We start from the raw sequence: 24,565 nt of genomic DNA on the forward strand, positions 1-24,565 counted from the left end.
CGTAAGGACGACGCCCTGGCCGGCATCTAACCTTTCGAAACGGGGGGCAGATGAGCCGCACTGAGGACGATTTCGCGACCTGGCTGGCGCCGCATCTGCCGATGCTGCACCGGACGGCCCGCGCCTTCGCCGCCCCGGCCGACCAGCACGACCTCCTGCAGGAGCTGTCGCTGGCCCTGTGGAAGGCGCGGCCCCGGTTCGACGATGTGAGCGTGGCCGGCGCCTTCGCCTACCGCGTGGCCCACAACGCCGCCCTCACCTGGCGGCGCGGCGAGACCCGCCGCCGGCTGCGTGGGGTGGCGATCGAGGCCGAGCTGCTGATGCGCGACGCGGGGACCGATCCGCAGGAGGCCCTGCTGGAGCGCCTCTATGCCGCCATCCGCCAGCTGGAGCCGGTGGAGCGGTCGCTGATCCTGCTGTCGCTGGACGGGGTGGCCTACGCCCAGATCGCCCAGTTGCACGGCCTGACCGAAACCAATGTCGGGGCGCGCCTGACCCGTATCCGTCAGCGCGTCTCCAAGCTCGTGGAGGGCTCCGGCGATGGAGTTTGAACACCTGGAAGCCGCCTGGAACTCGCCGGCCAACACGCCGGACGAGAAGGCCAAGGCCTATCTGATGGAGGAAGTCATGAAGTCGCTGAAAGCCCGCCGCCGTGGCGAATTGCTACTGTTCGTCCTGCCTGTGACCGCCATGACGATCTTCACGAGCATCGCGATTCAATCGGTCATCTCGGGCCGCCTGGACCTGGCGCGAGAGTGGGGCGGGATGGCCATGCTGGGTGTCTGCTGGCTGATCGTGGCGGCGGTGCTGGTCGCCACGATCCTGCTGCGCCACCGCCGGTGTTCGGATCGCGGCTCCGTGCGCGACACGCTCTCCGCCATGCTGGCGGCCAACCGCCGGGCGCGGACCAATATGAGGATCTTCTGGATGATGCTGCCCGTGTTCTTCGCGCCGATGATCACCAGCGTCTGGCAACTGCATGACGTCGGCAAGGCCACCGAGCGCGACGCCTGGCAGATGCTGTTCGTCTTCGGCGTCGCCATGGTCGCCAGCGTCGGCTGGAATCTGGGCCGCTACTTCCTGGTGATGAAGCCTGAGCAGCGGCGTCTGGAAGGGCTGCTCAGCGAGTACGAGAACTAGAGCCCGACCGCGCCGAGCGCAGCCCGCTGCCGCTCGGCGACGGCTTCTTCGGAGAACCCCTCCAGCGACGCCTCGAACAGCTGCTTCCAGTTATGGCTGGCGCCCAGGTGCAGGAAGGCCGCGCCCAGGCCGATGGCCGCCCGGTCCATGAACACGAACTCGCGGGGGATGGTCACCGGCCCCTTGGCCTTCAGGGCTTGGCGCACCTTGAAGGCCTCGCGGCGGCCGTACTCGCCGGGCGGGACGTCGTCGGCCACGGTGCGGACCCGGTCGTCCAGCAGCGGACCGTAGATGAAGCGGGCCCAGACATTGAGGGTGTCGACCAGATCGTCGTTCAGCCCGGTAAAGCCCCAGCTGCGATAGGACTCCATCTGCTCGGCGCGGTCGTCGTTCGACAGCGCCCGATAGAGCCGCACCACGCCCGCCACGAACTTCGGCGGGAAGATGCGGATGCAGCCGAAGTCCAGCAGGTTCAGATGCGCCGCGCCCTCGCCCGTGAAGCTGTAATTGCCCAGATGCGGGTCGCCGTGGATGACGCCCAGGTGGGTCATCGGGCTCCACCAGGCCTCGAACAGCAGGGCGGCGATGCGGTCGCGGACCTCTTGCGGGGCGGTCTTGAAGGCCAAGAGCCCCTGCCCGTCCAGCCAGGTCATCGACAGCAGGCGCCCTGTGGATAACTCCGGCACAGGCGTCGGCGTGCGGATATCATCACGGCCGGCGAAGAAGTTGCCGTACACGGCCATCATCTTGGCCTCGCGCTCGTAGTCGAGCTCCTCGCGCAGCCGGTCGCCGATCTCGACGATCATCTCGGACGGGTCGATCGAGCCGTCCATGCGCTTGAAGAGGCCGATCAGGGCGCGCAGCTGACCCAGGTCGCTTTCGACCGCGCTCTGCATGTCCGGGTACTGGAGCTTCACGGCGATGGCTCGGTCGTCGTGGGTCGTGGCGCGGTGCACCTGGCCCAGCGAGGCGGCCGCGGCGGCCTCGTGTTCGAAGCTCTTGAACTTGCCCTGCCAGTCCGCGCCCAGCTCCGCCGCCATCCGCCGACGTACGAACGGCCAGCCCATGGCCGGGGCGTTGGTCTGGAGCTCGGCGAACTCCTTGGCGAACTCGGGCGGCAGGAGGTCGGGCACCGTGGCGAACATCTGGGCCGCCTTCATCAGCGGCCCTTTGAGCCCGCCCAGCGCCGCCTTCAGCGCCTTGGCGTTGCGGGCGTTGGCGTCGTCGCCCGCGAAGACCCGGTTCGCGCCATAGCTGACAGCCGCGCCCGACAACCCCGCCCCAACCTTGGCGAAGCGGGAGAGCCGGCCCGATAGCCGATCGCGTTCGGGATCTTCGGCCATCAGGCGAACTGGCTCGGATCATAGAAGAACCGCTCGCGAACGATCAGGTCCCCCTCCCAGTGCTGGTGGGCCAGCTCCTCAAAGCGCCGCGTCACGCCGTCCTTGCCGGTCATGTGGAAGACCCAGCGGATCACCACCTGATCGCCGTCGTGGATCACGTCGCCGGCCGGCTCGGTCTCCATCTTGGCCAGCCGCGCCAGGGCGGCCGCCTCGTGGGCGACCAGCACGTCACGCCCCACGCGCGGCGGGGCGTTGTTCTCCTGCATCGACGCGTGCGGCGCGTAGAAGCGTTCGATCGCCTCGACATGCTCGTTGCGGACCACGGTGGCGATGAAATCGGCCAAGCGTTCCTGGGTGGGCATGTCGCGTCGCTCCGTCAGACGAGGGCTTCGAACTCGTCCACCAGCCGCTCCAGCTGCGTACAGCCGGCGGCCCAGAACGCCTTGTCCCTGGGGTTCAGGCCGAAGGGGGCCAGGGCCTCGACATAGGTGCGCGTGCCGCCCGCCGCGAGGAGGTCCTCGTACAGCGGCGCGAATTTCGCCGGATCCTCGCGGCGCTTCTCCATCAGGCCGCGCACCAGAAGGTCGCCGAACGCGTAGGCGTAGACGTAGAACGGCGCGTGGCAGAAGTGGCTGACATAGGCCCAGTAGTGCTCATAGCCTTCGTTCAGCTTCACGGCCGGACCCAGGCTCTCGCCCATCACCTCCAGCCACAGGCCGCCGATCTGGTCGGGCGACAGCTCGCCTTCCAGCCGGGCCTCGTGGAAGCGGCGCTCGAAGCGGTGGAAGGCGATCTGGCGGACCACGGTGTTGAGGCCGTCCTCGATCTTGCCGGCCAGCAGGCCCTTGCGGTCCTCGGGCGTGGCCTCGGCCAGCAGGCGGTCGAACACCAGCCCTTCGCCGAAGATCGAGGCCGTCTCGGCCAGGGTCAGGGGCGTGTCGGCCAGCAGGGTGCCCAGCGGCTGACACAGGGTCTGGTGCACGGCGTGGCCCAGCTCATGGGCCAGGGTCAGCACGTCACGGCGCTCGCCCATATAGTTCATGAACACGAACGGATGGCGGTCGGCCGTCACCGGATGGGCGAAGGCCCCCGACTGCTTGCCGGCGCGCGGGCGGGCGTCGATCCACGGGCGGTCGAAGAACACCCGGGCGGCGTCGGCGAACTTGGGGGCCAGGTCCTGGAAGCTCTCCAGCACCATGCCCTTGGCCTCGTCCCAGGCGTAGGCGCGCGGGGCGGCGGCGGTCAGGGGCGCGTTGCGATCCCAGTAGTCCAGGACGTCCAGGCCCATGACCTTGGCCTTCAGCGCGTAGTAGCGGTGCGACAGGCGCGGATAGGCCTCGACCACCGCCTGCTCCAGGGCGTCGACGGCGTCGCCATCGACCTCGTTGGCCAGGTGGCGCGACTGGGCAGGGGTCTCGTAGTGGCGCCAGCGGTCCTCGACCTGCTTCTCGAAGGCCAGGGTGTTGAGCGCCAGGGCCTGGGTCGAGGCGCGCTCTTCCAGGGCCTTGGCCAGGCCGTCAGCGGCGGCCTTGCGGCGCGCGGCGCTGGGGTCGGACAGGCGGTTCAGCGCCTCGGGCAGGGTCAGGGTCTCGTCGTCGGCCTTGGCAGTGAGCTTGGCCAAGGTCTCGTCATACAGCCGCACCCAATTGGCGACGGCCGGGGCCTTGTCGACGATGAAGCGCTCCAGTTCCGGCGACAGCTCGTGCGGCCGCGACAGGCGCACGCGGCGTAGCCACGGCGACCAGCGAGCGGCGTCGGGATGGGCCTTCAGCGCGGCGGTGATTTCGGTGTCTTCCAGCTGGTTCAGTTCCAGCGTGAAGAACAGGCTCTCAGCGGCGATCTGCGAGGAGCGGGCGCGGAGATCCGCCTCGAACTTGGCCCAGGCCGGGTCGTCGCGCGCGACCGAGGCGGCCAGGCCCGCATAGGCGCCGACAGCCCACAGGCCGTTGGTGGCCTGCTCATAGAGAGAAATGCCGCGATCCAGCAGCACGCCCAGGCGCTGGGGCTCCTTGCGGGCCTCCAGGAACATCCCCTCCAGCGAGGCCAGCTCGTCATTGGCGGCCTTGGCGGCGGAGAGGTCGGTCTCGATACGCGGATCGTCTCGGCCGACATACAGGTCGGCCAGGTTCCATTCGGGCGGGGCTTCGGGCTTGAAGGGGGCGTTCATGCGTCAGGAGATAGGCCTCCCGCCCCCCTCCGCGCAATGCACGAGCCTGTCAGGCCTTTGCTACGGTCGGCTCGGCCATCCAGGCGGCGATGCACGTGACGAGGTAAGCGACCAGCGGCGAGCCACCCAGCGACAGCCGGCCTTCGCTCAGCGGCGACAGCATCGGCACCACCTGCAGGAACAGCAGGAAGGTCAGGAAGCCCAGGGGCGCCTTCCAGCCTTGCCCCTCCAGGCCGCGCCGCCAGCCCCAGGCCGCGCCGGCCAGGGCCAAGAGGCCCATCTCCAGCACCTGCTCGGGCAGCGGATAGTTCCAGAGGCCCAGGCCGACCATCGGCCCATTCCACAGCAGCGGCAGGTCAGGCCGATGGACCAGGAAGTCGAGCAGCCAGTGCGAAAACACCACGAGGCCCAGGACCATCCCCACACGCCGGGGCAGCTTCAGCAGCAGCATCAGCCCGGCTCCGACCGCGATCGACCACAAGACCGCCGTCGGCAGGCCATGGGTGTAAGGCATGTAGCTGAGCACCAGGGAACTGCCGGGCAGGCTGGGATCGACCCCGGCCTTCTCGACGCCGGCCAGGATCAGCCCGCACCAGGCGATGTCGATCGCCTGGCAGCCCAGGACATAGCTCCACAGCGGCGCGCGCGGCTCGGCCGCCCGGGCGGCCAGGGCCGCCGCATAGTGTCCAACGAACATGCCCCTCAGACCTCGTACCTTTTGGCGATCGCCTTGGGGGCCACGATCTTCCAGGCCTGCCGCAGGAGTCCAGCCAGTTCGTCGGCCTCGATGTGATCCAGCCGCACCAGGATCGCCGGATAGCCGCGATAGTGATCGTCGGTGAAGAACCGTTCGGCGCCGACCTCCAACAGGAGCTCCTTGGTCTCCATCGTGCAGCGGATGGCGACGACGCCCGGCACCGGCACGCGCTTGGCCTTGGGCTTCTCGCGCGCCAGATAGGCCCAGGCTAGGCCCTTGCCGCCGACCTCGAAGCCGAACTGGCCTTCCGGGCTCACCCCGCCGGTCACCTCGGGCAGGTCCAGGGCCAGCGCCTGCAGTTGCTCCGTGTCGACCATGTCCGCCTCCCCGTAACGCGCTGTTAAGGCTAAAGCTTAAGGTTCTGGGCACGTCTCCGAAAGCCGGTGTTTACCCGGCTACTGTATCACTCTGAACCAACAAGAGCCCTGCTCCATGCGAGCGTGGCCGGTATGGTGGATGTGCCTAATGACCAAAACGGTCCTTGTCGTCGATGACGACCCGACACAACGTCGGCTGATCCAGGCGGTGCTCGAGCGCGAAGGCTTCGCGGTCTCGCACGCCGAGGGCGGCGACGCGGCGATCGCGCACCTGACGTCCGGCGCTCCGGCTGACGTGATCCTGCTCGACCTCGTCATGCCCGGCCTGAACGGCCAGGACACGCTGAAGGAAATGCGCGCCCGCGGCTTCACCCAGCCGGTGATCGTGCTGACCGCCAGCGGCGGCGTCGACACCGTGGTCAAGGCCATGCAGGCCGGGGCCGCCGACTTCTTCATCAAGCCCGCCTCTCCGGAGCGGATCACCGTCTCGATCCGCAACGCCCTGTCGATGGGCGACCTGAAGGGCGAGGTCGAACGCCTGACCAAGCGCGCCGGCGGCAAGACCACCTTCGCCGACCTGATTGGCGGCTCGCCGATCATGTCGATGGTCAAGCGCATGGGCGAACGCGCCGCCAAGAGCGGCATCCCCGTGCTGATCACCGGCGAAAGCGGCGTCGGCAAGGAGCTGCTGGCCCGCGCGGTGCACGGCTCGTCCGACCGCGCCGGCAAGCCGTTCGTGGCCGTCAACTGCGGCGCCATCCCCGAGAACCTCGTCGAGTCGATCCTGTTCGGCCACGAGAAGGGCTCGTTCACCGGCGCTTCGGACAAGCACCTGGGCAAGTTCAAGGAAGCCGACGGCGGCACCCTGTTCCTGGACGAGGTCGGCGAATTGCCGCTGGACGTCCAGGTCAAGCTGCTGCGCGCGCTGCAAGAGGGCGAGATCGATCCGATCGGCTCCAAGCGCTCGATCAAGGTCGATGTCCGCATCGTCTCGGCCACCAATCGCGATCTGCAGCAGGCCGTCGCGGCCGGCCGCTTCCGCGAGGACCTGTATTACCGCCTGAACGTCTTCCCGCTGGAGGCTCCCAGCTTGCGCGAGCGCCGCGAGGACATCCCGGCCCTGGTCGAGGCGTTCATCCGTCGCTTCAACGTCGAGGAAGGCAAGCGAGTCATCGGCGCCTCGCCCGAAACGATCGCGCTGCTGACCGCCTTCGACTGGCCGGGCAATGTCCGCCAGCTGGAGAACACGGTCTATCGCGCCATCGTCCTGGCCGACGCTCCGTACCTGCAGCCGTTCGACTTCCCGGCCATCTCGGGCCTGGCCGCGCCGATCGAGGCTGTCTCGGTCGCGCCGAGCCCGCCGCCGGCCGCCCTGCTACAAGCCGCCCACGCGGCCATGTCCGCCCCGACGACGGCGGCCGAGGCCCCGGTGCGCATCCTCGACGACCGTGGTCACCTGCGGACGCTGGAGGACATCGAGCGCGACCTGATCCAGCACGCGATCGACGTCTATGCCGGTCATATGAGCGAAGTGGCCCGCCGCCTCGGCATCGGCCGCTCGACCCTGTATCGCAAGGTCCGCGAGCAGGGCATCGAAGTCGACATGAAGGAAGCGGGTTGATGGCGAGCTTGATGATCTTCCGACCCATCTCGCGCGAGCAGCGCCTGAAGGCGCTGCTGAAGCCGGCCCGGCCGGTGTCGGTGAAACCCCGCGCTTAACCTGTCATCCCGGGCGAAGACCCGGGACCGCAACAGGCTCGGAGCTTCCGGCGGTCCCGGCTCTGCGCGCTTCGCGCTTGGCCGGGATGACAGTCTATTCTGCTAGTGACCAGGAGCGACCAGGCTTAGGCTCGGTCGCTCTTCGTCGTCCTGGACCTGGTCGTCCAGCCGGATCCAGCCCGGACCCGACCGCTTGGCCAGGCCTTCGACTTCCAACTGCTCCAGTTCGCGACCGACCTGGACCGGGGTGACCGGACGGCTCCAGCGGTGATCCAGCTGGCGGGCGATCTCGGCCTCGTTGAGGCCTGGCGCCTGGGCCAGGGTCATCAGGATCATGTCGCGGGTCGTGCGCCCTCGCCGGCCGCGCTTGGCCGGAGTCGGCGCCGGCGCGGGGGCCGCCGCCAGCGGCGGCGCGAACGAGGCCGGCTCGCCCGAAGACAGCCGCTCGGCCATGCCGGCCTGCTTCAGCGCGTCGAGCGCCAGGATGATCGCGCGCAACTCGCTCTCGAATGGGGCCTGAGCCCGCCGCTGCGCCTCGATCATACGGGTTTCCAGCTCCGCCTTGCGGCGCAGCAGATATTGATAGGTCGTCGCCATTGTCCCTATTCCGAAGGGGCCGTGGTGTCCGCTCGGCGGCCGATCCAGGCTTTCGCCCGCGCGCATCGAGACTGAGGTCGCCGTGAGCAGCCGCGACCTAGAACCCCACAACAGGATAACTGTTAACTATTTACAATCATTCACATTTTCCGCCTGGAGCGTTACCAAGACCTTAACAGTGATGGGCGAACGACAGTTTTTGGTAAGCCTTTGGGACAAACTTCAGGCTGTGCTTGTCATCTTTTCTCGTGACGTCGCAATCATGGCGATAGTGAGACCGACCAAGAACAGATGCGCAGCTAGACCATTGATGAAGCTTGACAATACAAACGGTCCGCGGGGTCCGACCTGGGACAAAGGCAGCACCACATAGTTCATCACGACGTATGTAGCTGCACCGTATGCGAGACCCATGATGACGGGTCGGCGCGTTAACACTCTAAGTCGCTGACTGGCCACGACATAGACGGCGACCATCACCGCCATGATGGCGAAATGCAGCGCCAAGCCCAGGGCCGCCGTCTGCGCCCCGCCCTTGAAGGCCGCCTTGCCCAGCAGGCCGCTGGCGATCGACTGGAAGATCCGCTCGGGCGGCACGTCCTTGGTGATCCCCCACCAGAGGCAGGCGTCGGTGATATCGAGGGTCCCGGCCACGACCGTGGCCAGCAGGATGGTCAGCGCGAGATCGCGCCAGGACGACTTGCCGGTTTCCATGTGTTTTCTCCCCAGAAGAGGAGGAGTTAAGCGCGAAACCGTCGCGCGGACGTCCGGCCTGGTCGCGGGAACGTCAGCCTTCGTCGCTTTCCGGCTCGGGTTCCGGACGCCCACGGCGCTGGAAGCCCTTGCCGCGGCTCATGGGCTTCTTCTCGCCCTTGGCCTTGCGGACGATTTCTTTCAGCTTGATCGTCTGGTTGCCCGACAGGGCCTGGCCGCGCCCACCCTTTTCGGGATCGGCGAAGGCCCGGCCGTAGGTCTCGACGCGCTGGGCGACGCTGGTCAGGAACTCGCCCTCCCATTCGGAGAGCTCGACGCCCGACTTCTCGGCCGCGCGCTTGGCCCGCTTGAGGGCATTCAGCGCAGCCTTCTTGGCCTGTTCTTTAGGATCGGGCGGCTTGGCGCGCATCGCGGAGGACTATCCCCGACCCAGCGCGCCAAAGCACCCGGAAAAACTTAGATCTCGCCGATGGCCGAGAGGTACAGGTCCAGGATGGCGTCTTCTTCCTGGCGCTTGGCGCGGTCCTGCTTGCGCAGGCGGACCACCTTCTTCAGCACCTTGACGTCGAAGCCGTTACCCTTGGCTTCGTTATAGACTTCCTTGATCTGCTCCATGATCTCGGCCTTTTCGACCTCGAGCCGCTCGACGCGGTCGACGATCGACTTCAGTTGGCCCTGGGCGGTGCTGTTCAGAACGTCGGCGTGGGGAACGGCGTCGTCGGCCATGCGGAGATCTCGCGAGAAGGCTGGAATTGGGAGGCGCGGAACCTAGTTCGAAGCCGCGCCCCTGGGAAGCGGGATTCAGCGACCTTCCACTGTTACCTGCCTTCGATCCTGGCGCGGGCGATCTCCGCCATGGCGGCCAGATCGAGGTTCTTGTCGTCGCCGCTCAGCAGCGACTCCAGGCTGGCTTCGGCCAGGTCGGCCAGCGGCATGGACAGGCCCTTGGCCTCGGCGGCGTCCAGCACCAGCCGCACGTCCTTCAGGCCCAGTTCGGCGGCGAAGCCCGGCGGGGTGTAGCGGCGCTCGGCGATCATCGCGCCGTAGATCTTGTAGATCGGCGCGGCGAACAGGGTGGACGACAGCATGTCCAGGAGGTCGGGCGCGGCGACGCCATAGGCCTCGCCCAGGGCGACGGCCTCCCCCATGCTCTCGATGGCCGAGACGATCATGAAGTTGCCGGCCAGCTTCAGGGCGTTAGCGCGGACCGGATCCTCGCCCAGCGGCCAGACCTTGGCGGCCAACAGCTCCAGCACCGGCTGGGCCTTGGCCACGGCGTCGGCGGAACCGGCCGAAAGGACGTTCAAGCCCCCGGCCTGCGCCACGGGCGGACGGCCAAACACCGGGGCGGCGACATAACCCAGGCCCAGCTCGGCATGCAGGGTCGCGAGCTCGGCGGCCAGATCGGTCGAGATGGTGGCGTGATTGACGTGGACCACGCCCTTCTTCGCGCGAGCCAGCACACCGCTGTCGACCAATACCTCGCGCATGGCCGCGTCGTGGGCCAGCATGGAGAGGACGATGTCGGCGGCGAAGGCCTCGTCGGCGGTCGCGGCGGGGATCGCGCCCTCGGCGGCCAGTTCGTCGACAATGGCCCGCGAGCGGTTCCACACCGTCACCGACACGCCCTTGCCCAGCAGATTGCGCACCATGGCCGCGCCCATGGCGCCCAGGCCGACAAAACCGACGTTCATGCGAGTTCTCCCCAGTTGGGAAATCTAGAGCAGCCCGTGCCGCTCGAACGCGGCGCGCAGTTGCGCCGGATCCGTGAAGTGGTGCGTGTGGAAGCCCATGTCCGCAGCCGCCTCGATATTGGCGATGCTGTCGTCGATGAACAGCAGGTCGGAGGCTTGGAGGCCCGTGCGCTCCAGCACGATCTCGTAGATCCGCCGGTCCGGCTTGATGACCTTCTCGTCGCCCGAGACGATGGCGTCGCGGAAATAGCCGAAGTGGCGGGGCGAGATCGCTTGCACCGCCAGCCACTTGCTCTGGGGCATGTTCGTCAGCGCGAACTGAGGCACGTCGCGCTCGGCCAGGGCGTCGATCACCGCGGCCGTCTCAGGGATAGGTCCCGACAGCATCTCGTGGAAACGCTCATCCCAGGCGCGGATCGCGTCGGCATGCTCCGGGAAGCGCGCGATCAGCGGCGCGGCGTTCTCAGGAAAGCCGACGCCCTTGTCGTGCTCGACGTGCCAGGGGATGGTGCAGACATGCGAAAGGAACCGGTCGAGATCGGCCGGTTCCTTGAACATCTTCGCGTACGGTGCGCGGGGATCCCAGCGCACAATGACGTTGCCGACATCCCAGAGAACGGCTCTGGGACGCGACAAGGTCATTAGCCTTGCTTGGCTTTGAAGCGCGGGTCGGTCTTGTTGATGATGTAGATGACGCCCTTGCGGCGAACCATCTTGCAGTCGCGGTGGCGACCCTTCAGCGACTTCAGCGAGCTGCGAACCTTCATGACCGTCTCTGTACTTCGGCGGAGAGGTTCGGGCGCGTACAAGATGACGGCCGGAACATCCGGGGTGTTTCGGAGGCGGTGCGTATAAGTGCGACGCGGCTCGGAGTCAATGCGCTCAAGGGCCTTTCACAATAGAGTCTTCGGGGCTTCAGGGGAACTTCACCCGTCTGGCGCGCTTGTGATTGAAGCTTTTACTCGAACCCCGGTAGCTTCCGCCTCATGGCCATGGATCGTCGCGTCTTTCTCGTCCTCTTGCTCGCCGGCTGCGCGGACACCTCTCCGCAGGGGCCGCTGACCGCCGTCAGCCCGCCGCCGCCGCCCGCGCCGAGGCCCCAGCCCAGCGCGCCGACTCAGGGTCCGGCCACGCCCGTGCCGGCCGGAGAGCTGGCTTTTGACACCTGGCTGCTGGACTTCCGGGGCCGCGCCCTGGCCGCCGGCCTGTCGCCGCAGCTGCTGGACCGCGAGCTGTCGGGCGTCACGCCCGATCCCAAGGTCATCAGCCTGGACAGCCGCCAGCCGGAATTCTCCAAGCCGGTCGGCGCCTATATCGCCGGGGTGATCAGCGACGACCGCGTGGCCGTGGGCCGCCGCAAGCGCGACGAGCTGGCCTTCCTGCCGACCATCGAGGCCCGCTACGGCGTGCCGCGCGACATCCTGCTGGCCGTCTGGGCCATGGAGTCGGCGTTCGGCCAGCTGCAGGGCAATTTCGACGTCGTCCGCTCGATGGTCAGCCTGGCCGCCGACGGCCGCCGCCGCGCCTGGGCTGAGGGCGAGCTGATCGCGGCCCTCAAGATCATCGATTCGGGCGAGGTCACCCGCGCCCAGCTCAAGGGCTCGTGGGCCGGGGCCATGGGCCAGACCCAGTTCATCCCGTCCAGCTATCGCGCCACGGCCGTCGACTTCGACGGCGACGGCAAGCGCGACATCTGGGGCTCGGACGCCGACTCCCTGGCCTCGGCCGCCAATCTGCTGGCCAAGGGCGGCTGGAAGCCCGGCGTGGGCTGGGCCAAGGAAGTGATCCTGCCGGCTGGCTTCGACTATTCGGTCACCGAGGTCGAAAAGCAAATCCCCGCCTGGTGGGAAGCGCGAGGCGTGCGCCGCGCCGACGGTTTGCCCTGGACGGCGGCCGACGCCGCCCAGCCGGCGATGCTGATCCTGCCCTCGGGCGCGGCTGGTCCGGCTTTCCTGGCCCTGCCGAACCACTTCGCGATCCGCACCTACAACAACTCGACGTCCTACGCCCTGGGCATCGGCCTGCTGGCCGACCGCTTTGGCGGCGGCGGGCCGCTGGTCACCGCCTGGCCGGTCGAGACGCCCCTGGCCCTGGCCGACCGCATGGCCGCCCAGATCGCCCTGGCCCGTGTCGGCTTCAATCCCGGCCCGGCCGACGGCGTCATCGGCGCCGGCACCCGCAAGGCCCTACGCGCCTGGCAGCAGAGCAACCAGCTGCCGGCGGACGGCTATCTGTCGAACGACATGGTCGCCCGGCTGAAGGCCCAGGCCGGGATTACCCCGTAACCACTTCCATCCAGATACCGCGGCTCTCGCCCGGCTGAAGCGTCACCATGCCGGTCTCCCCTTCCCCGAACGGGTTGGGGCGGCTGGCGCAGGGCTCGACGCAGTAGTGGCCCTCGCCCGGCGGCACATAGACGTGCAGCCAGCGGCACTCGGCCGAGGCGGTGACGACGGTGTCCGGCTGGCCGGGCGCGGAGAGCACCGCCCGCTGGTTCCAGCCGGTGTAGCAGTGGTCGATTAGGCCATGGCCCTCGACCGCCGCGCCGGCGGCCCAGTCGGCTTCCCATGGCCCCGCATGGTGGACGGTCGGCAGCACATCGGCGTCGATCATCCAGACGCCATCATTGGCGGCCGTCAGCACCTCGCCGTCGCGGCGCGGGAAGTAGGGGTGGAAGCCCAGGCCGGCCGGCATGGCCGTGTCGCCGACGTTGGTCACGGTCAGCTCTATGCGCAAACCGGTCTCGCTCAGCACGAGGCGCTGCTCGGCGCGATAGGCCCACGGCCAGTCGCCGGGCGCGTGGTCATAAGAGAGCACCGCCTCGCCGCCCTCGGCTTTCTCCACCGTCCAGGCCGCGCGCCAGCCCTGGCCGTGCAGCGTGTGCGGATGGCCCGCCAGGTTCGGCGGCAGCACGACCTCGCGCCCCTCGAAGGTGAAGCGGCCGTTCGGGATGCGATTGCAGAACGGCACCAGCGGGAAGCTCGACGCCAGCAAGGCGTCGGTCGCGCCGTCCGCCATCGGCCGCAGCACGTCGCGGCCGTCGATCGTGAAGGCGGCGATCGCGCCGCCGACCTCGGGCGCGAGCACGAGACGGGCCGAGCCCTTTTCGATCACGGTCATGGACGCTGCTCCCAGATTGTTAGCGGTCTCACTGCCTTGCGCCCCGTCCCGACGCAAGCTCAACTGCCCGCATGGTCGAGACCCTTTCCGCCAAGGACGCGCGGCGCATCGCCCTGGCGGCCCAGGGCTTCGGACGCCCCCGCCCGGCCGCGCCCGGCAAGCGCCACCTGCTCTCCACGATCGAGGCCCTGGGCGTCGTGCAGATCGACTCGGTCAATGTTCTCTCGCGCTCGCACTACCTGCCGTTCTTCTCGCGCCTGGGTTCCTACGACCGGACCCTGCTGGACGACCTGGCCTGGGGGAAGAAGCGCGCGCTGGCTGAGTACTGGGCGCACGAGGCCTCGCTGACGCCGCTGTGGATCCATCCGCACCTGCGCTGGCGCATGGAGGACGCCGCTCAGGGCGTCGGTGTCTGGAAAAACGTCTCGGCCTTCCTGCATAGCCACGCCGACTTCATCGACCAGGCCCTGGCGGCCGTCACCGAGCGCGGTCCGATGGCGGCTTCGGAGCTGGAGCTGGGGGCCAAGGGCGAAGGCGGCTGGTGGGGCTGGAGCGAGGGCAAGCGGGCCATGGAGTGCCTGTTCTGGACCGGCCGCCTGACCACCGCCACGCGCCGGGGCAGCTTCGAGCGCGTCTACGGCCTGCCCGAGCGGGTGCTGCCCAAGGCGATCCTGGACACCCCGACGCCCGATCGCGCAGAGGCTTGCCGCGAACTGCTGAAGATCTCGGCCCGCGCCATGGGCGTGGCCACCGAGCGCGACTTGCGGGACTATTTCCGGCTTGGCGTGACCGACGCCCGCGACGGCGTCGCGTCCCTAGTCGCCGACGGCACTCTACTGAAGGTCGCAGTAACGAGCTGGGATGCTCCGGCCTATCTGTGGCCAGAAACCCGCCGCCCTCGCGCGGTGAAGGCCAACGCTCTGCTCTCGCCCTTCGACAACCTGATCTGGTTCCGCGACCGGACGGAACGAATATTTGGCGTCCGCGTGCGACTGGAAATCTATACCCCGGCCCACAAGCGCACCCACGGCTACTATGTTCTGCCTTTTCTTCAGGACGAGGCGATCACCGCCCGCGTGGACCTGAAAGCTGACCGCAAGGCCGGCAAGCTCCTGGTGCTAGCCGCCCATGCCGAACCTAACGCGAACGCCGATACCGCTACCAGGCTGGCCGGCGAGCTAGCCCTTATGGCGTCCTGGTTGGGGCTTTCCGGCGTGGGAGTTCGCCCCACGGGCGATCTGGCGCCCGCTCTGGGTTCAATCGTCCGCCTCGGGACATGAAAGAGGGTTCGACTGGACTGTAAAGCATTGTAAAAATGCTGCTCAAAGTCGAGCAACCAAGGGCGGGGCAAGGTAGAGATGGATGGCTGGTCGCCTTCTCGTCGCCCCACCGACAGTGAGCTGACCGCGGCGCGTCTCGCTCCCCCGCGAGGCGCGCCACCTCCCAGCTTAATGGACCAGATGAAAGTCGCCCTGCTCGACGACGATCAAAGCCACAATGCGCTTGTCGCCTCTGTGCTAGATCCCGCTGGTTTCACGTGCACCAGCTTCACCCAACCTTCGCGTTTCCTGGCCGAGCTGCGCAAGCAGACGTTCGACCTGGTGATTCTGGATTGGAACATGCCCGAGCTGTCGGGCGTGGAGACGCTGAAGCTGCTGCGCGAGGATCCGGCCACCGCGCCGCCCGTGCTGCTGCTGACCAGCCGCTCGATCGAGGCCGACCTGGTCGCGGGCCTGAACGCCGGCGCCGACGACTACATCGTCAAGCCGCTGCAACCTCAGGTACTGCTGGCGCGGGTCAACGCCGTGGTGCGCCGCATCCACCGTCCGCCGGTCCAGCCGCAGACCGAGCAGCACGGCCAGTACCGCCTGGACCCCGGCGCCCAGACCGCCAGCTGGAACGGTCACGTCGAGGCCCTGACGCCCAAGGAATTCCAGCTGGCCAGCTTGCTCTTCAACAACCTGTCCCGTCCGCTGTCGCGCGAATATCTGCTGCGCCGGATCTGGGGACAGCGGCCCGATCTCGAGACCCGGACCCTGGACGCCCACGTCTCACGCCTGCGCGCCAAGCTGCACCTGCGGCCCAGCAACGGTTTCCGACTGAGCACGGTCTACGGTTTCGGCTATCGTCTGGAAGCCTGCGATCCCGAGACGGCGGAAGCGAGCGCGGGCGGGGGAGACTGAAGACCATGACCAAGGCTGTGGGGGCGGGTCTGATCCTGGCGGCGATGCTGGGCGGCAGCGCGTATGCGCAAGCCAGGCCGGCCGGCGAGGCGCCGGTGGCCTATGTGGTCAAGCCGGGCGACACTCTGATCGGCCTGGGCCGCGCCTATCTGAACAAGCCGGGCGACTATCGCACGGTGCAGAAGGCCAACCGCGTGCAGCAGCCGACGCGCCTGCGTCCGGGCTCGCAGCTGAACATCGACCCGAACCTTTTGAAGTCGACGCCGATCGCCGCCAGCCTGTCGGCCTTCACCGGCCCGGTGTTCATCGAAACCAACGGCCAGCGCGCCCCGGCCCGCGTCGGCATGGCCCTGACCGAGGGCCAGGTGGTGATCACCGGCGCCAATGCCTTCGCCACCTTCGAGCTGGAGGACGCCTCGCGCGTCACCCTGCCGTCCAACACCCGCGTGCGCATCGCCAAACTGCGCCAGGTGCTGATCAACAACGCCCCGCAGCGCGTGTTCCAGCTGGACCAGGGCCGCGGCACGATCTCGGCCACCCCGACCACCAATCCGGCTGGCCAGTTCGAGGTCCGCACGCCGGTCTCGGTCTCGGCCGTGCGCGGCACCGAGTTCCGCGTCGGCGCCGATGGCGACAAGGCCCAGACCGAAGTGCTGAAGGGCGCCGTGGGCGTCGATCCGGGCGCCGTGGCCTCGGCCAATCCGCCCGTGCCGGCCGGCTTCGGCGTCAGCGCCACGGCCGGCGGCGTCAGCGCGCCGGTCAAGCTGCTGCCCGCCCCCAAGCTGGGCGACGGCGGTCAGACGCAAGGCGACAAGACCGTCCACTTCACCGTCCAGCCGATCGCCGGCGCGGCGTCCTATCGCCTGCAGCTGTCGCGCGACGCCGGCTTTGTCGACATCTTCGCTGAGGCCACCGTCAAGGAACCCGCGACCGACTTCGGCGAGGTCGCCAACGGCACCTATTTCGTTCGCCTGACGGCCCTGGACGGCGGCGGGCTGGAAGGCTTCCCGGCCGACTACAGCTTCGACCGCGACCTCGACACCCTGGACGCCGGCGCGCCGGGCGACACCCGCGAGGGCAAGCACCGCAAGTTCCTGTTCCGCTGGAGCTCGGCCGGCGACGGCGTGCGGGTCTATCGCTTCCAGCTGTTCAATGAGGGCGGCAAGGTCGCATTGGTCGACCAGCCGGGCCTGTCCGAACCGCAGGTGACCCTGACCGACCTGCCGCCCGGCGCCTATGCCTGGCGCGTCGTCGCCGTCCGCTTCAAGAACGGGACGACGACCGAGAAGGTCGGGGCGCTGCAAACCCTGCAGATCGGCAAGTGACACAGGGCGGCGCCAGGGCCCAGCGCGCCTCCATCATCGGTGGGGGCCGCCTGCTGTCATGGCTGCTGCTGGCGATCGTCTCCAGCCTGGTGTTCGCCGTCTTCGCCGTCTCGCCGCCCAAGCGGGTGGACGACGTGCTGTACGACGTCCTGGCCCGCTCCAACGGCCGCACGCCCGACGCCTCGATCCTGATCGTCGACATCGACGACCGCAGCCTGGCCGAGCTGGGCGCCTGGCCCTGGTCGCGCGACGTGCACGGCGCGATGGTCGACCGGCTGAACGACGCCGGGGCCAAGACCATCGTCTACGACGTGCTGTTCAGCCAGCCGTCGCCCGATGCCGCCCACGACCGCGCCCTCGGCGAGGCGATCGCCCGCTCGGGCAAGGTCTATCTGCCCCAGTTCCTGCAGGACGCCGGAGGGAACGCGCCCCCACGCATCGTCGGCTCGACGCCCGAGATCGCTCACGGCGCGGCCGGCGTCGGCCTGGCCCATGTGCGGTTCGACGACGACGGCGTGGTGCGCCGCATGGCCCCGTTCGAGGCCAATGGCCCGGCGCTGAGCCCCGACCTGATGACCGTGGTCCACCGCGCCACCCGCACGCCCGGCGACCGCGATCCGACCCGCGGCCTGGACCAGACCCTGCTGATCCCGTTCGCCGGCCCGCCGTCGATCTATCGCCATGTCAGCTTCGCCAGCGTGCTGGAAGGCGAGGTGCCGCCCTCGCTGATCGCCGGCCGCACCGTCTTCGTCGGCCTGACCGCGCCGGGTCTTGGCCCCGCCTTCCCGACCCCGGTGACGCCGGACGCCGCCAGCATGACCGGGGTGCAGCTGCAGGCCTCGATCCTGGACGGCCTGCGCAGCGGCCTGATGGTCAAGCCGGCCGGGCCGTGGGGTCGCGTCGCCTTCAGCCTCACCTTGCTGTGGCTGCTGATGGTGGGCTTCCTGGTCCTGCCGCCGCGCGCCAACCTGGTGCTGACCATCGGCCTGTGCCTGCTGGGCCTGGCCTATTCGGCGGCGATGTTCTGGCTGGGCCACTTCTGGCTGTCGCCGATCACCACGGTCATCGGGCTGAAGCTGGTCGCCCTGGTCTGGGGCTGGATGCAGTTGGGCCGGGTCAACGACCTCTTGAGCCGTGAGCTGACCCGGGTGCGCGGCATCGTCCGGGGCCGTGGCGCGCCCGCCCGCGAGACGGCCAAGGAATTCGAGAGCGACGTCGTCGCCCGCCAGGCGCTGGACCTGGGCGAGGCCATCACCCGCATCGACGACCTGCGCCGCTTCTCGGCCGACGCCCTGTTCAGCCTGCCCGACGCCACCCTGGTCGCCGACGCGCGCGGCCGGGTGATCGCCGCCAACGCCGCCGCCCAGATGCTGTTCCGACCATCGCAGGCGGTGCTGCACGGCGCGTCCCTGGCCGATCTGATCAACACCCTGGAGCCGCTGGGCCGCCGCTTCGAGCTGGATTGGCCGCAGGAAACCGAGCGTCACGACCCGATCGACCTGCACCTGCCCGATGGTCGCGCCTACCAGCTGCAGACCGTGTTCCGGACCAACGAAGTGGGGGCCGGGGCCGGCTGGATCGTGCGCCTGGCCGACATCTCGATCCTGACGGCGGCCATGCGCCAGCGCGAGCAGGCCCTGCAACTGCTGACCCACGACATGCGCTCGCCGCAGACCTCGATCCTGGCCCTGCTGGCCACCACGCCCGACGTGCCGCCCGAGCTGGCCGAACGCATGTCGGCCTATGCCAAGCGCACCCTGGCCCTGGCCGACGGCTTCGTGCAGCTGGCGCGGGCCGAGGTGACGCCGGTGTCGCTGGAGCCCGTTGACCTGTCCGACGTCGCCATCGAGGCCATCGACGAGGTCTGGCCCCAGTCGGCGCAGCGCAAGATCAAGATCAAGCAGGTCGGCGACGACATGCCCCTGATGGTGCTGGGCGATCGCAGCGTCCTGGCCCGAACCCTCGTCAACCTGCTGGGCAATGCGGTGAAGTACAGCCCCGAGGGCTCGACCATCACCGTCACCCTGTCGGAAGAACCCTCGGCCACCGGCCCGACCGCCAATGTCGCCATCGCCGACCAGGGTCCGGGTTTCTCACGCGAAGAGGCGGCCACCGCTTTCAGGCCGTTCGAACGCTTCGAGCGTCCCGGCCACGACTTCGCGACCAATGGCGTGGGTCTGGGCCTGGCCTTCGTGCACGCCGCCGTCGCCCGCCATGGCGGCGAAGTCTCGTGCCGCAGCGAACCGGGCGTGGGCGCCGAATTCACCGTACGCCTGCCGCGCCACGGCCTCAGCGTGGAACCGGCTTCAGCTCTTAGTGGGCGTCTTTAGGGCGGGCGCCTGTAGGGCGTAGACCAGCAGGTCTGCCACGTCGGCCGGCTCGCCCTTGCGCACGCGGATCGACGACCAGGCCGTGGTCTTGCCGGTCTTGGCGTCGACGACCGCCAAGGTGACCGTGCGGGCCGGGCCTTTGTGACCCCAGAACTGCCACCAGCGGCGCTTCTCGGCCTGGCTGCGCCACGCGGTCGTGTCCAGGGCGCCGGCGGCGGACGAGACGCCCATGGCCAGCGGCGCGACCGCCACCCCGACCTGGACCAGATAGGCGGGCTGGCCGCCGGTCACGCCGCCCAGGCGGTTGATGGCCTGGCCCTGCACGGCCTTGGCGAAGGCGGCGTCGTCGCCATCGGCTTGGCTGGAGAAGGCAGCGACCGCCGCGCCCTTCACGGCGGACACATCGCCCTGCCCCACCGCGCGCGGCGTGGCGCAGGCGCTCAGCGCCAGGAGCGCCGTCCCGGCCAGGACAAGCATAGGTGCGCGCATGATGTTTTTCGCCCCGAGAACCACGATCGTTCAGAAGATAGCGCGGGTTGAGCTTCCGGTCACGTTTACCAGAAAGCTCACGCTAGCCAGGCGCCGACGGCCGCGCCGCCCAGGGCGATGGCCAACCAGATGAGCGCGGCGAGACCGATGGCGAGGATCAGCGGCGCCAGACGGCGGCGACGCCCCGAGGGCTGCGGCATGGCGCTGATCCGGCTCATTCTTATCGCGCGCTCCCATTCGCGTTGAACAAGGTTAAAGAGCACGTGCGCGCACGGGACCAGAGGTTGCGGCCTTGATTTTACAATGGATTACATTGTCCAGGCGCGCCGAACCCGGACATTTCGCGCCCCACGGCAGCGCTGCGAAAGACGGCGCCGCGCTCTGGCGACCGCCGCGACATTTCGCCACAGAAATATATCGGACGGGCGAGCGCCGCCCTGTCTCGACCGGAGTGTTTTCGAAGCTTCGGTAGGAAAAACGCCGCTATTGGACCCGCAAAGCGCCTTTTCGCGGCCCGCGCGGTAGCCTATCCAGCGTCCCGGGGGTGGCGACTGACGGTCGAACAAACGATCGTCTTTCCGCCAAAAAGATGGATAGTGCTGCGCCCTGGGGGCGTCGATTGGCGGATGTGGGTGATCTTTTGAGCGTAGCGGACTCGGACAAGGCCGCACTGCTGGGCCTGTACGAGGAAAAGCGCGCCAATCTGGTGCGCTTCTTCGCCGCGCGCCTGGGCTCGCGCGCCGAGGCCGAGGACCTGATCCAGGATCTGTATCTCAAGATCAGCGCCATGGAGGCCGTGGGTCCGATCGACAATCCGTCGGCCCTGCTGCACCGCATGGGCCAGAACCTGATGCTGGACCGCCTGCGCAGCCAGAAGCGGTCGGGGACGCGCGACAACGAGTGGCGCAGCGTCAACACCACCAACTTCGCCGGTCAGGAGATCGCCGACGAACCGGCGGCGGACGAGATCGTAGCCGGCCGTCAGCGGCTGAAGGCCCTGGTCGAAGCGGTCGAGGACCTGCCGGAGAAGACCCGTCAGGCCTTCCAGCTGCACAAACTGGACGGCCACAGCCATGTCGAAACCGCAAAACGCATGGGCATCAGCGTCAGCACCGTCGAAAAACACATAAGCTCGGCCTTAAAGACCCTGACGAGGCGTCTCCGGTGATTTATGCATTCGCACATGGGGGACGATGCTCATCGGCGCCGTCTACGGTCTGGGGGATGATGGATCCTCGTCGGAGCAACACCGGATGAGCCGGTCAGCGCAACATCTGCAAGAGGCGGCCGATTGGCTGACCCGACTGCAGCGGCCGGAGGTCGAAGAGACCGACTGGCTGGCGTTTGACGCCTGGCTCAGCGAGCCCGGTGCGCAGGAGGCGTATGACGCCATCCAGGCCGTCGACGAGGAGATCTTCCAGCGAGGTTCGGCCGTCCGGGGGGAATTGGCCGTTCCGAAGCGCGCCGTGGCGGCGAAGCGGGCGTTCACGATCGACTGGCGTTGGCTGGGCGGTCTGGGCGCCGCCGCCGCCGCGGCGGCCGTCGCCATCGTCGTCGCGCCGTGGGGGGAACTGCTGCCCCAGCCCGACACGCTGTACACCACCGCCAAGGGCGAGAACCGCGCGGTCCAGCTGGCCGACGGCAGCCACATCGACCTGAACACCGACTCGCACCTGTCGGTCCGCTTCGACAAGGAAGCCCGCCGCGTCACCGTGCACGACGGCCAGGCCCTGTTCGACGTGGCCCACGACACGGCCCGCCCCTTCCTGATCACCGCCGGCGACGAGACCGTGCGCGTGGTCGGCACCAAGTTCGACGTCCGCCGCCGCGACGGTCAGCTGACCGTCACCGTGCTGCGCGGCCTGGTCGAGGTCTCGACCGACGGCGAGGACTCGCCCGTGCGCCTGCGCCCCGGCCAGATGCTGGAGCATGTCGAAGGCGCGACCGGGATCGTCGTCCGCAACGTCGCGGCCGAGGATCAGGTGGGCTGGCGCTCAGGCCGTCTGGTCTATCGCGACCAGCCGCTGGGCCGCATCGTCAGCGACATGAACCACTACTTCGAGCGTCCGCTTCGCCTCGAAGGTGAAAACACGGCGAATCTCAAGTTCTCCGGCGTATTGATCGTGGATGGGCAGGATGCGATGGTCCGCCGCCTGACCAGCCTCATGCCGATTGCGGCGACGCCGACTGATGATTCGATTGTCCTGCGCGGAAAGACCTCCACGCCGAACTGACGCGCGGGCCCGATCCTGAGACGGGCCTCGCTTCTCCTTGCCGCCAGTCTTCTGGGTATCGGCGCCAGCGCACAAGCAAGCGCCGCGGCGCCGGCGCGCGCGCGTCTGGACATCCGCAAGCCCACCGTCGCCGAGACCCTGATCGAGCTGGGCGTCCGCATGGGCGTCACGATCGGCGGGGTCGAGGCCTGCAAAGGTCCCGGCGTTCCGCTGGTAGGGACCTTCGACCTGCGTCAGGCGCTGGACCGCGCCACCGCCGGCAAGGGCTGCGCCTACAGCTTCATCGACAGCCAGACCGTCCGTTTCTCGGCCGCTCGCCCGGCCCCGCCGCCTCGCCCGCTGGTCATCGCCAGGGCGATCATCGCGACGCCGGAACCCGTCGCGCCCCTGGCCCCCCTGATCATCAACGCCGGCAAGCGTCCCGCGCGCCTGGGCAGCCTGCCCGGCGGCGTCAGCGTCATCGGCTCCCCGCAACTGCAGGACACCGGCGTCGGCGAAACCTCGTCGGTCGCCCGCCAGACGGCCGGCTTCATCACCACCAACCTGGGCGCGGGACGTAACAAGATCCTGCTGCGCGGCCTGTCGGACGGCACCTTCACCGGCCGCACCCAGTCGACGGTCGGCACCTACCTCAACGACGTGCCGGTCAACTACAACGCCCCCGACCCCGACCTGCGCCTGATCGACGTCGACCGGGTTGAGGTGCTGCGCGGTCCGCAGGGCGCCCTCTACGGCGGCGGTTCGCTGTCGGGCATCTATCGCATCGTCACCCGCGCGCCGGAGCTTTCGACCTATTCGGCGTCCGTCGGTACGACCATCGCCACCACCGAGTCGGGCTCGAACAGCTATCGCTTCGAAGGCGTGGTCAACGCGCCGATCGGCGAGAAGTCGGCCTTGCGGGCGGTGGCCTATCACGACGTCGACGGCGGCTATCTGGACGACGTCAACCTGCGCCTGTCCAACGTCGACAAGACCACGCGCCGGGGCGGCCGCGCCGCTTGGCGGCTGGACCTGGGCGACTGGCAGGTCAAGCTGGGCGCGACGGTGCAGAGCGTCTCGTCCAAGGACACCCAGTACGTCACCCTGGCCCCCGGCGGTCCGCGCCGCGCCAACCAGGTGCGCGAGACCCACCGCAATCGCTTGGCCGAGACCTCGATGAAGATCTCCGGATCGGGCGACTGGGGTCAGCTGGAGTCGGTCACCGGCTATGTCACCCACCGCTACGCCAGCCGCTACGACGCCACCCTGGCCCTGACCGAATTCGCCGAAACGGGCCTGGAGCTGGGCCTGTACGACGAGTCCGCCCGCGTGCGCATGGCCGTGCAGGACCTGATCTACACCGCGCCCGAGATCGGCCGCCTGCGCTTCATGGTCGGCGGCTTCCTGGCGACCAGCATCGAGGAAGGCGACGCCGACCTGCGCGCCCGCGTCGGCAACGTCACCCGCAGCTACTACGACGAGGACCGCAAGGACCGGTTGAACGAATACGCCCTCTATGGCGAGGCGACCTACGACCTGGGCGCCGGCTGGAAGGCGGCCGTGGGCGGGCGGGCGTTCAAGACCACGGTCCACACCCGTTCGTACGTCACCGCGCCCTATCCCGGCAATTCGCGCGACCTGGACCGCGAGGCCTCGTTCAGCGGCTTCTCGCCCAAGGTCTCGGTGCAGCGCGACCTGTCCGGCGGCGGCCTGATCTATGCCCTCAGCTCGGAAGGCTATCGCGCCGGCGGCTTCAACTCCGGCGGCCTGACCACGCCCAGCGAGACGCGGCGGACCTTCCGGCCCGACCACCTGCGCAACTACGAGATCGGCGCGACGCTCAATCCGTTCCGGGGACGGGTGAACCTGCGGGCGGCGCTGTTCTATGACGACTGGCGCGACATCCAGACCGACCAGTACTTCGCCTCGGGCCTGTCCTACACCGCCAATATCGGCGACGGCCGCAACCGGGGGCTGGAGATCGAGGCCGCCTGGCGCGCCACGCCGCACCTGACCATCAGCGGCAACGCGCTGTTCAACGAGCCCAAGCTGACCCGCATCGAGCCCGGCTACGGCATCGCCGACACTGCCAGCCTGCCTGGCGTGCCGGACGTCTCGTTCGGCAGCCTGGTCACCTATCAGCGGCCGATCACGGCCCTGACCACGCTGATGCTGACGGCCGAGACCGGCTACATCGGCGAGTCGCGCCTGACCTTCGACCCGCGCTACTCGCCGTCGATGGGCGGCTACTACACCGGCAAGCTGTCGGCCCAGCTGATGACCGACCGCTGGCGCGCGGCGCTGTTCGTCAGCAATCCCTGGAACAGCTCCAGCGACACCTTCGCCTACGGCAACCCCTTCAGCTTCGGCCAGGTCCGCCAGGTGACGCCGCAGCGTCCCCGCACCTGGAGCCTGGCCCTGACGGCCAACTTCTAGCGCCCTCGCCGGGCCATTTGT

At 68.6% G+C, this 24,565-nt stretch carries 26 protein-coding genes and 1 pseudogene; 12 read left to right on the forward strand and 15 right to left on the reverse strand.

The features are described from left to right. The first annotated feature begins 50 nt into the window (after positions 1-50). Together AC07NF_RS21550 and AC07NF_RS21555 are read left to right on the forward strand one after the other, a co-directional pair. Positions 51-551, forward strand: coding sequence for an RNA polymerase sigma factor (locus tag AC07NF_RS21550; RefSeq protein ID WP_494627359.1), 501 nt, complete (start codon positions 51-53; stop codon positions 549-551). After that, complete coding sequence (locus AC07NF_RS21555) at positions 541-1,140, forward strand: hypothetical protein (protein ID WP_492815431.1); 600 nt, start codon at positions 541-543, stop codon at positions 1,138-1,140. Before AC07NF_RS21550 ends, AC07NF_RS21555 begins: the two co-directional genes overlap by 11 nt. Here the strand turns inward: AC07NF_RS21555 and AC07NF_RS21560 are convergent. The 5 genes from AC07NF_RS21560 to AC07NF_RS21580 are packed head-to-tail and all read right to left on the reverse strand — an operon-like array spanning position 1,137 to position 5,724. Next, positions 1,137-2,483, reverse strand: coding sequence for an ABC1 kinase family protein (locus AC07NF_RS21560; protein WP_494627355.1), 1,347 nt, complete (start codon positions 2,481-2,483; stop codon positions 1,137-1,139). The two genes, AC07NF_RS21555 and AC07NF_RS21560, sit on opposite strands and share 4 nt — an antisense overlap. Beyond that, on the reverse strand, positions 2,483-2,845 hold the full coding sequence (locus AC07NF_RS21565) for a nuclear transport factor 2 family protein (protein WP_494627353.1): 363 nt from the start codon (positions 2,843-2,845) through the stop codon (positions 2,483-2,485). The genes AC07NF_RS21560 and AC07NF_RS21565 overlap by 1 nt, the downstream gene beginning before the upstream one ends. A 14-nt stretch (positions 2,846-2,859) precedes the next feature. After that, positions 2,860-4,650, reverse strand: coding sequence for a M3 family oligoendopeptidase (locus AC07NF_RS21570; RefSeq protein ID WP_494627350.1), 1,791 nt, complete (start codon positions 4,648-4,650; stop codon positions 2,860-2,862). 49 nt (positions 4,651-4,699) lie between these two features. Then, positions 4,700-5,347: a hypothetical protein gene (locus tag AC07NF_RS21575; protein ID WP_494627347.1), complete on the reverse strand. Its 648-nt coding sequence runs from the start codon at positions 5,345-5,347 to the stop codon at positions 4,700-4,702. Positions 5,348-5,352: 5 nt separating this feature from the next. Further along, entirely contained in the window at positions 5,353-5,724 is a 372-nt protein-coding gene (locus AC07NF_RS21580; RefSeq protein ID WP_494627345.1) for an MmcQ/YjbR family DNA-binding protein, read from the reverse strand. A 148-nt stretch (positions 5,725-5,872) separates the two neighbouring features. On the opposite strand from AC07NF_RS21580, the gene AC07NF_RS21585 reads away from it, so the two are divergent. Then, on the forward strand, positions 5,873-7,345 hold the full coding sequence (locus AC07NF_RS21585; protein ID WP_494627343.1) for a sigma-54-dependent transcriptional regulator: 1,473 nt from the start codon (positions 5,873-5,875) through the stop codon (positions 7,343-7,345). Beyond that, positions 7,345-7,443, forward strand: a complete 99-nt coding sequence (locus AC07NF_RS21590) for a hypothetical protein (protein WP_494627341.1) — start codon at positions 7,345-7,347, stop codon at positions 7,441-7,443. The genes AC07NF_RS21585 and AC07NF_RS21590 overlap by 1 nt, the downstream gene beginning before the upstream one ends. Positions 7,444-7,545: 102 nt before the next feature. Here the strand turns inward: AC07NF_RS21590 and AC07NF_RS21595 are convergent, their stop codons facing one another. The 7 genes from AC07NF_RS21595 to ykgO all read right to left on the reverse strand — a co-directional run bounded on the left by AC07NF_RS21595 (position 7,546) and on the right by ykgO (position 11,215). After that, the gene (locus tag AC07NF_RS21595) at positions 7,546-8,040 is read right to left on the reverse strand and encodes a hypothetical protein (protein WP_492815439.1); all 495 of its coding nucleotides are present in this window, start codon (positions 8,038-8,040) and stop codon (positions 7,546-7,548) included. Between the two features lie 222 nt (positions 8,041-8,262). Next, complete coding sequence (locus AC07NF_RS21600) at positions 8,263-8,754, reverse strand: hypothetical protein (protein WP_494627338.1); 492 nt, start codon at positions 8,752-8,754, stop codon at positions 8,263-8,265. Between the two features lie 73 nt (positions 8,755-8,827). Next, positions 8,828-9,163: a hypothetical protein gene (locus AC07NF_RS21605; RefSeq protein ID WP_492815441.1), complete on the reverse strand. Its 336-nt coding sequence runs from the start codon at positions 9,161-9,163 to the stop codon at positions 8,828-8,830. A 47-nt stretch (positions 9,164-9,210) separates the two neighbouring features. Then, complete coding sequence (gene gapR, locus AC07NF_RS21610; RefSeq protein WP_172269802.1) at positions 9,211-9,480, reverse strand: nucleoid-associated protein GapR; 270 nt, start codon at positions 9,478-9,480, stop codon at positions 9,211-9,213. A 92-nt stretch (positions 9,481-9,572) separates the two neighbouring features. Then, positions 9,573-10,448 (reverse strand): NAD(P)-dependent oxidoreductase, encoded by an 876-nt coding sequence (locus tag AC07NF_RS21615; RefSeq protein ID WP_494627335.1) that lies wholly within the window; start codon positions 10,446-10,448, stop codon positions 9,573-9,575. Positions 10,449-10,472: 24 nt separating this feature from the next. Further along, positions 10,473-11,090, reverse strand: coding sequence for an HAD family hydrolase (locus tag AC07NF_RS21620; protein ID WP_494627333.1), 618 nt, complete (start codon positions 11,088-11,090; stop codon positions 10,473-10,475). After that, positions 11,090-11,215 carry a type B 50S ribosomal protein L36 gene (gene ykgO / locus AC07NF_RS21625; protein WP_004616427.1) on the reverse strand — a complete coding sequence of 42 codons (126 nt, stop codon included), beginning with the start codon at positions 11,213-11,215 and terminating at the stop codon, positions 11,090-11,092. Before ykgO ends, AC07NF_RS21620 begins: the two co-directional genes overlap by 1 nt. Positions 11,216-11,434: 219 nt before the next feature. Between ykgO and AC07NF_RS21630 the strand changes: the two genes are divergently transcribed. Then, positions 11,435-12,733: a lytic murein transglycosylase gene (locus AC07NF_RS21630; RefSeq protein WP_492815444.1), complete on the forward strand. Its 1,299-nt coding sequence runs from the start codon at positions 11,435-11,437 to the stop codon at positions 12,731-12,733. On the opposite strand, the gene AC07NF_RS21635 is transcribed toward AC07NF_RS21630, so the two are convergent. Further along, entirely contained in the window at positions 12,723-13,568 is an 846-nt protein-coding gene (locus tag AC07NF_RS21635) for an aldose 1-epimerase (protein WP_494627331.1), read from the reverse strand. The two genes, AC07NF_RS21630 and AC07NF_RS21635, sit on opposite strands and share 11 nt — an antisense overlap. Positions 13,569-13,639: 71 nt before the next feature. Here AC07NF_RS21635 and AC07NF_RS21640 point away from each other — a divergent pair. From AC07NF_RS21640 to AC07NF_RS21655, 4 genes and pseudogenes are all read left to right on the forward strand, one after another. Beyond that, positions 13,640-14,871, forward strand: a pseudogene (locus AC07NF_RS21640) (winged helix-turn-helix domain-containing protein). A gap of 55 nt (positions 14,872-14,926) precedes the next feature. Further along, positions 14,927-15,751 (forward strand): response regulator transcription factor, encoded by an 825-nt coding sequence (locus AC07NF_RS21645; RefSeq protein WP_492815446.1) that lies wholly within the window; start codon positions 14,927-14,929, stop codon positions 15,749-15,751. A 5-nt stretch (positions 15,752-15,756) separates the two neighbouring features. Then, positions 15,757-17,076, forward strand: a complete 1,320-nt coding sequence (locus tag AC07NF_RS21650) for a FecR family protein (protein WP_494627329.1) — start codon at positions 15,757-15,759, stop codon at positions 17,074-17,076. Between the two features lie 32 nt (positions 17,077-17,108). Next, the gene (locus tag AC07NF_RS21655) at positions 17,109-19,406 is read left to right on the forward strand and encodes a CHASE2 domain-containing protein (protein ID WP_494627590.1); all 2,298 of its coding nucleotides are present in this window, start codon (positions 17,109-17,111) and stop codon (positions 19,404-19,406) included. Here AC07NF_RS21655 and AC07NF_RS21660 read toward each other — a convergent pair. Together AC07NF_RS21660 and AC07NF_RS21665 are read right to left on the reverse strand one after the other, a co-directional pair. After that, complete coding sequence (locus AC07NF_RS21660; RefSeq protein ID WP_494627327.1) at positions 19,383-19,895, reverse strand: hypothetical protein; 513 nt, start codon at positions 19,893-19,895, stop codon at positions 19,383-19,385. The genes AC07NF_RS21655 and AC07NF_RS21660 overlap by 24 nt on opposite strands. A 77-nt stretch (positions 19,896-19,972) precedes the next feature. Continuing rightward, positions 19,973-20,113 carry a hypothetical protein gene (locus AC07NF_RS21665; RefSeq protein ID WP_494627325.1) on the reverse strand — a complete coding sequence of 47 codons (141 nt, stop codon included), beginning with the start codon at positions 20,111-20,113 and terminating at the stop codon, positions 19,973-19,975. Between the two features lie 422 nt (positions 20,114-20,535). On the opposite strand from AC07NF_RS21665, the gene AC07NF_RS21670 reads away from it, so the two are divergent. The 3 genes from AC07NF_RS21670 (at position 20,536) to AC07NF_RS21680 (ending at position 24,544) form a co-directional block, all read left to right on the forward strand. Continuing rightward, complete coding sequence (locus AC07NF_RS21670) at positions 20,536-21,063, forward strand: RNA polymerase sigma factor (protein WP_492815450.1); 528 nt, start codon at positions 20,536-20,538, stop codon at positions 21,061-21,063. 85 nt (positions 21,064-21,148) lie between these two features. Further along, positions 21,149-22,129 (forward strand): FecR family protein, encoded by a 981-nt coding sequence (locus AC07NF_RS21675; protein WP_494627323.1) that lies wholly within the window; start codon positions 21,149-21,151, stop codon positions 22,127-22,129. 159 nt (positions 22,130-22,288) lie between these two features. After that, on the forward strand, positions 22,289-24,544 hold the full coding sequence (locus AC07NF_RS21680; protein WP_494627321.1) for a TonB-dependent receptor: 2,256 nt from the start codon (positions 22,289-22,291) through the stop codon (positions 24,542-24,544). The last annotated feature ends 21 nt before the right edge of the window (positions 24,545-24,565 follow it).

This window comes from Caulobacter sp. GW821-FHT10A06, assembly GCF_059415805.1.

Bases quoted from the DNA above. Each gene is read 5' to 3' on its own strand.
- AC07NF_RS21550 (WP_494627359.1), top strand. From the start codon at position 51: ATGAGCCGCACTGAGGACGATTTCGCGACCTGGCTGGCGCCGCATCTG.
- AC07NF_RS21555 (WP_492815431.1), top strand. From the start codon at position 541: ATGGAGTTTGAACACCTGGAAGCCGCCTGGAACTCGCCGGCCAACACG.
- AC07NF_RS21560 (WP_494627355.1), bottom strand. From the start codon at position 2,483: ATGGCCGAAGATCCCGAACGCGATCGGCTATCGGGCCGGCTCTCCCGC.
- AC07NF_RS21565 (WP_494627353.1), bottom strand. From the start codon at position 2,845: ATGCCCACCCAGGAACGCTTGGCCGATTTCATCGCCACCGTGGTCCGC.
- AC07NF_RS21570 (WP_494627350.1), bottom strand. From the start codon at position 4,650: ATGAACGCCCCCTTCAAGCCCGAAGCCCCGCCCGAATGGAACCTGGCC.
- AC07NF_RS21575 (WP_494627347.1), bottom strand. From the start codon at position 5,347: ATGTTCGTTGGACACTATGCGGCGGCCCTGGCCGCCCGGGCGGCCGAG.
- AC07NF_RS21580 (WP_494627345.1), bottom strand. From the start codon at position 5,724: ATGGTCGACACGGAGCAACTGCAGGCGCTGGCCCTGGACCTGCCCGAG.
- AC07NF_RS21585 (WP_494627343.1), top strand. From the start codon at position 5,873: ATGACCAAAACGGTCCTTGTCGTCGATGACGACCCGACACAACGTCGG.
- AC07NF_RS21590 (WP_494627341.1), top strand. From the start codon at position 7,345: ATGGCGAGCTTGATGATCTTCCGACCCATCTCGCGCGAGCAGCGCCTG.
- AC07NF_RS21595 (WP_492815439.1), bottom strand. From the start codon at position 8,040: ATGGCGACGACCTATCAATATCTGCTGCGCCGCAAGGCGGAGCTGGAA.
- AC07NF_RS21600 (WP_494627338.1), bottom strand. From the start codon at position 8,754: ATGGAAACCGGCAAGTCGTCCTGGCGCGATCTCGCGCTGACCATCCTG.
- AC07NF_RS21605 (WP_492815441.1), bottom strand. From the start codon at position 9,163: ATGCGCGCCAAGCCGCCCGATCCTAAAGAACAGGCCAAGAAGGCTGCG.
- gapR (WP_172269802.1), bottom strand. From the start codon at position 9,480: ATGGCCGACGACGCCGTTCCCCACGCCGACGTTCTGAACAGCACCGCC.
- AC07NF_RS21615 (WP_494627335.1), bottom strand. From the start codon at position 10,448: ATGAACGTCGGTTTTGTCGGCCTGGGCGCCATGGGCGCGGCCATGGTG.
- AC07NF_RS21620 (WP_494627333.1), bottom strand. From the start codon at position 11,090: ATGACCTTGTCGCGTCCCAGAGCCGTTCTCTGGGATGTCGGCAACGTC.
- ykgO (WP_004616427.1), bottom strand. From the start codon at position 11,215: ATGAAGGTTCGCAGCTCGCTGAAGTCGCTGAAGGGTCGCCACCGCGAC.
- AC07NF_RS21630 (WP_492815444.1), top strand. From the start codon at position 11,435: ATGGCCATGGATCGTCGCGTCTTTCTCGTCCTCTTGCTCGCCGGCTGC.
- AC07NF_RS21635 (WP_494627331.1), bottom strand. From the start codon at position 13,568: ATGACCGTGATCGAAAAGGGCTCGGCCCGTCTCGTGCTCGCGCCCGAG.
- AC07NF_RS21645 (WP_492815446.1), top strand. From the start codon at position 14,927: ATGGATGGCTGGTCGCCTTCTCGTCGCCCCACCGACAGTGAGCTGACC.
- AC07NF_RS21650 (WP_494627329.1), top strand. From the start codon at position 15,757: ATGACCAAGGCTGTGGGGGCGGGTCTGATCCTGGCGGCGATGCTGGGC.
- AC07NF_RS21660 (WP_494627327.1), bottom strand. From the start codon at position 19,895: ATGCGCGCACCTATGCTTGTCCTGGCCGGGACGGCGCTCCTGGCGCTG.
- AC07NF_RS21665 (WP_494627325.1), bottom strand. From the start codon at position 20,113: ATGAGCCGGATCAGCGCCATGCCGCAGCCCTCGGGGCGTCGCCGCCGT.
- AC07NF_RS21675 (WP_494627323.1), top strand. From the start codon at position 21,149: ATGAGCCGGTCAGCGCAACATCTGCAAGAGGCGGCCGATTGGCTGACC.
- AC07NF_RS21680 (WP_494627321.1), top strand. From the start codon at position 22,289: ATGGGCGTCACGATCGGCGGGGTCGAGGCCTGCAAAGGTCCCGGCGTT.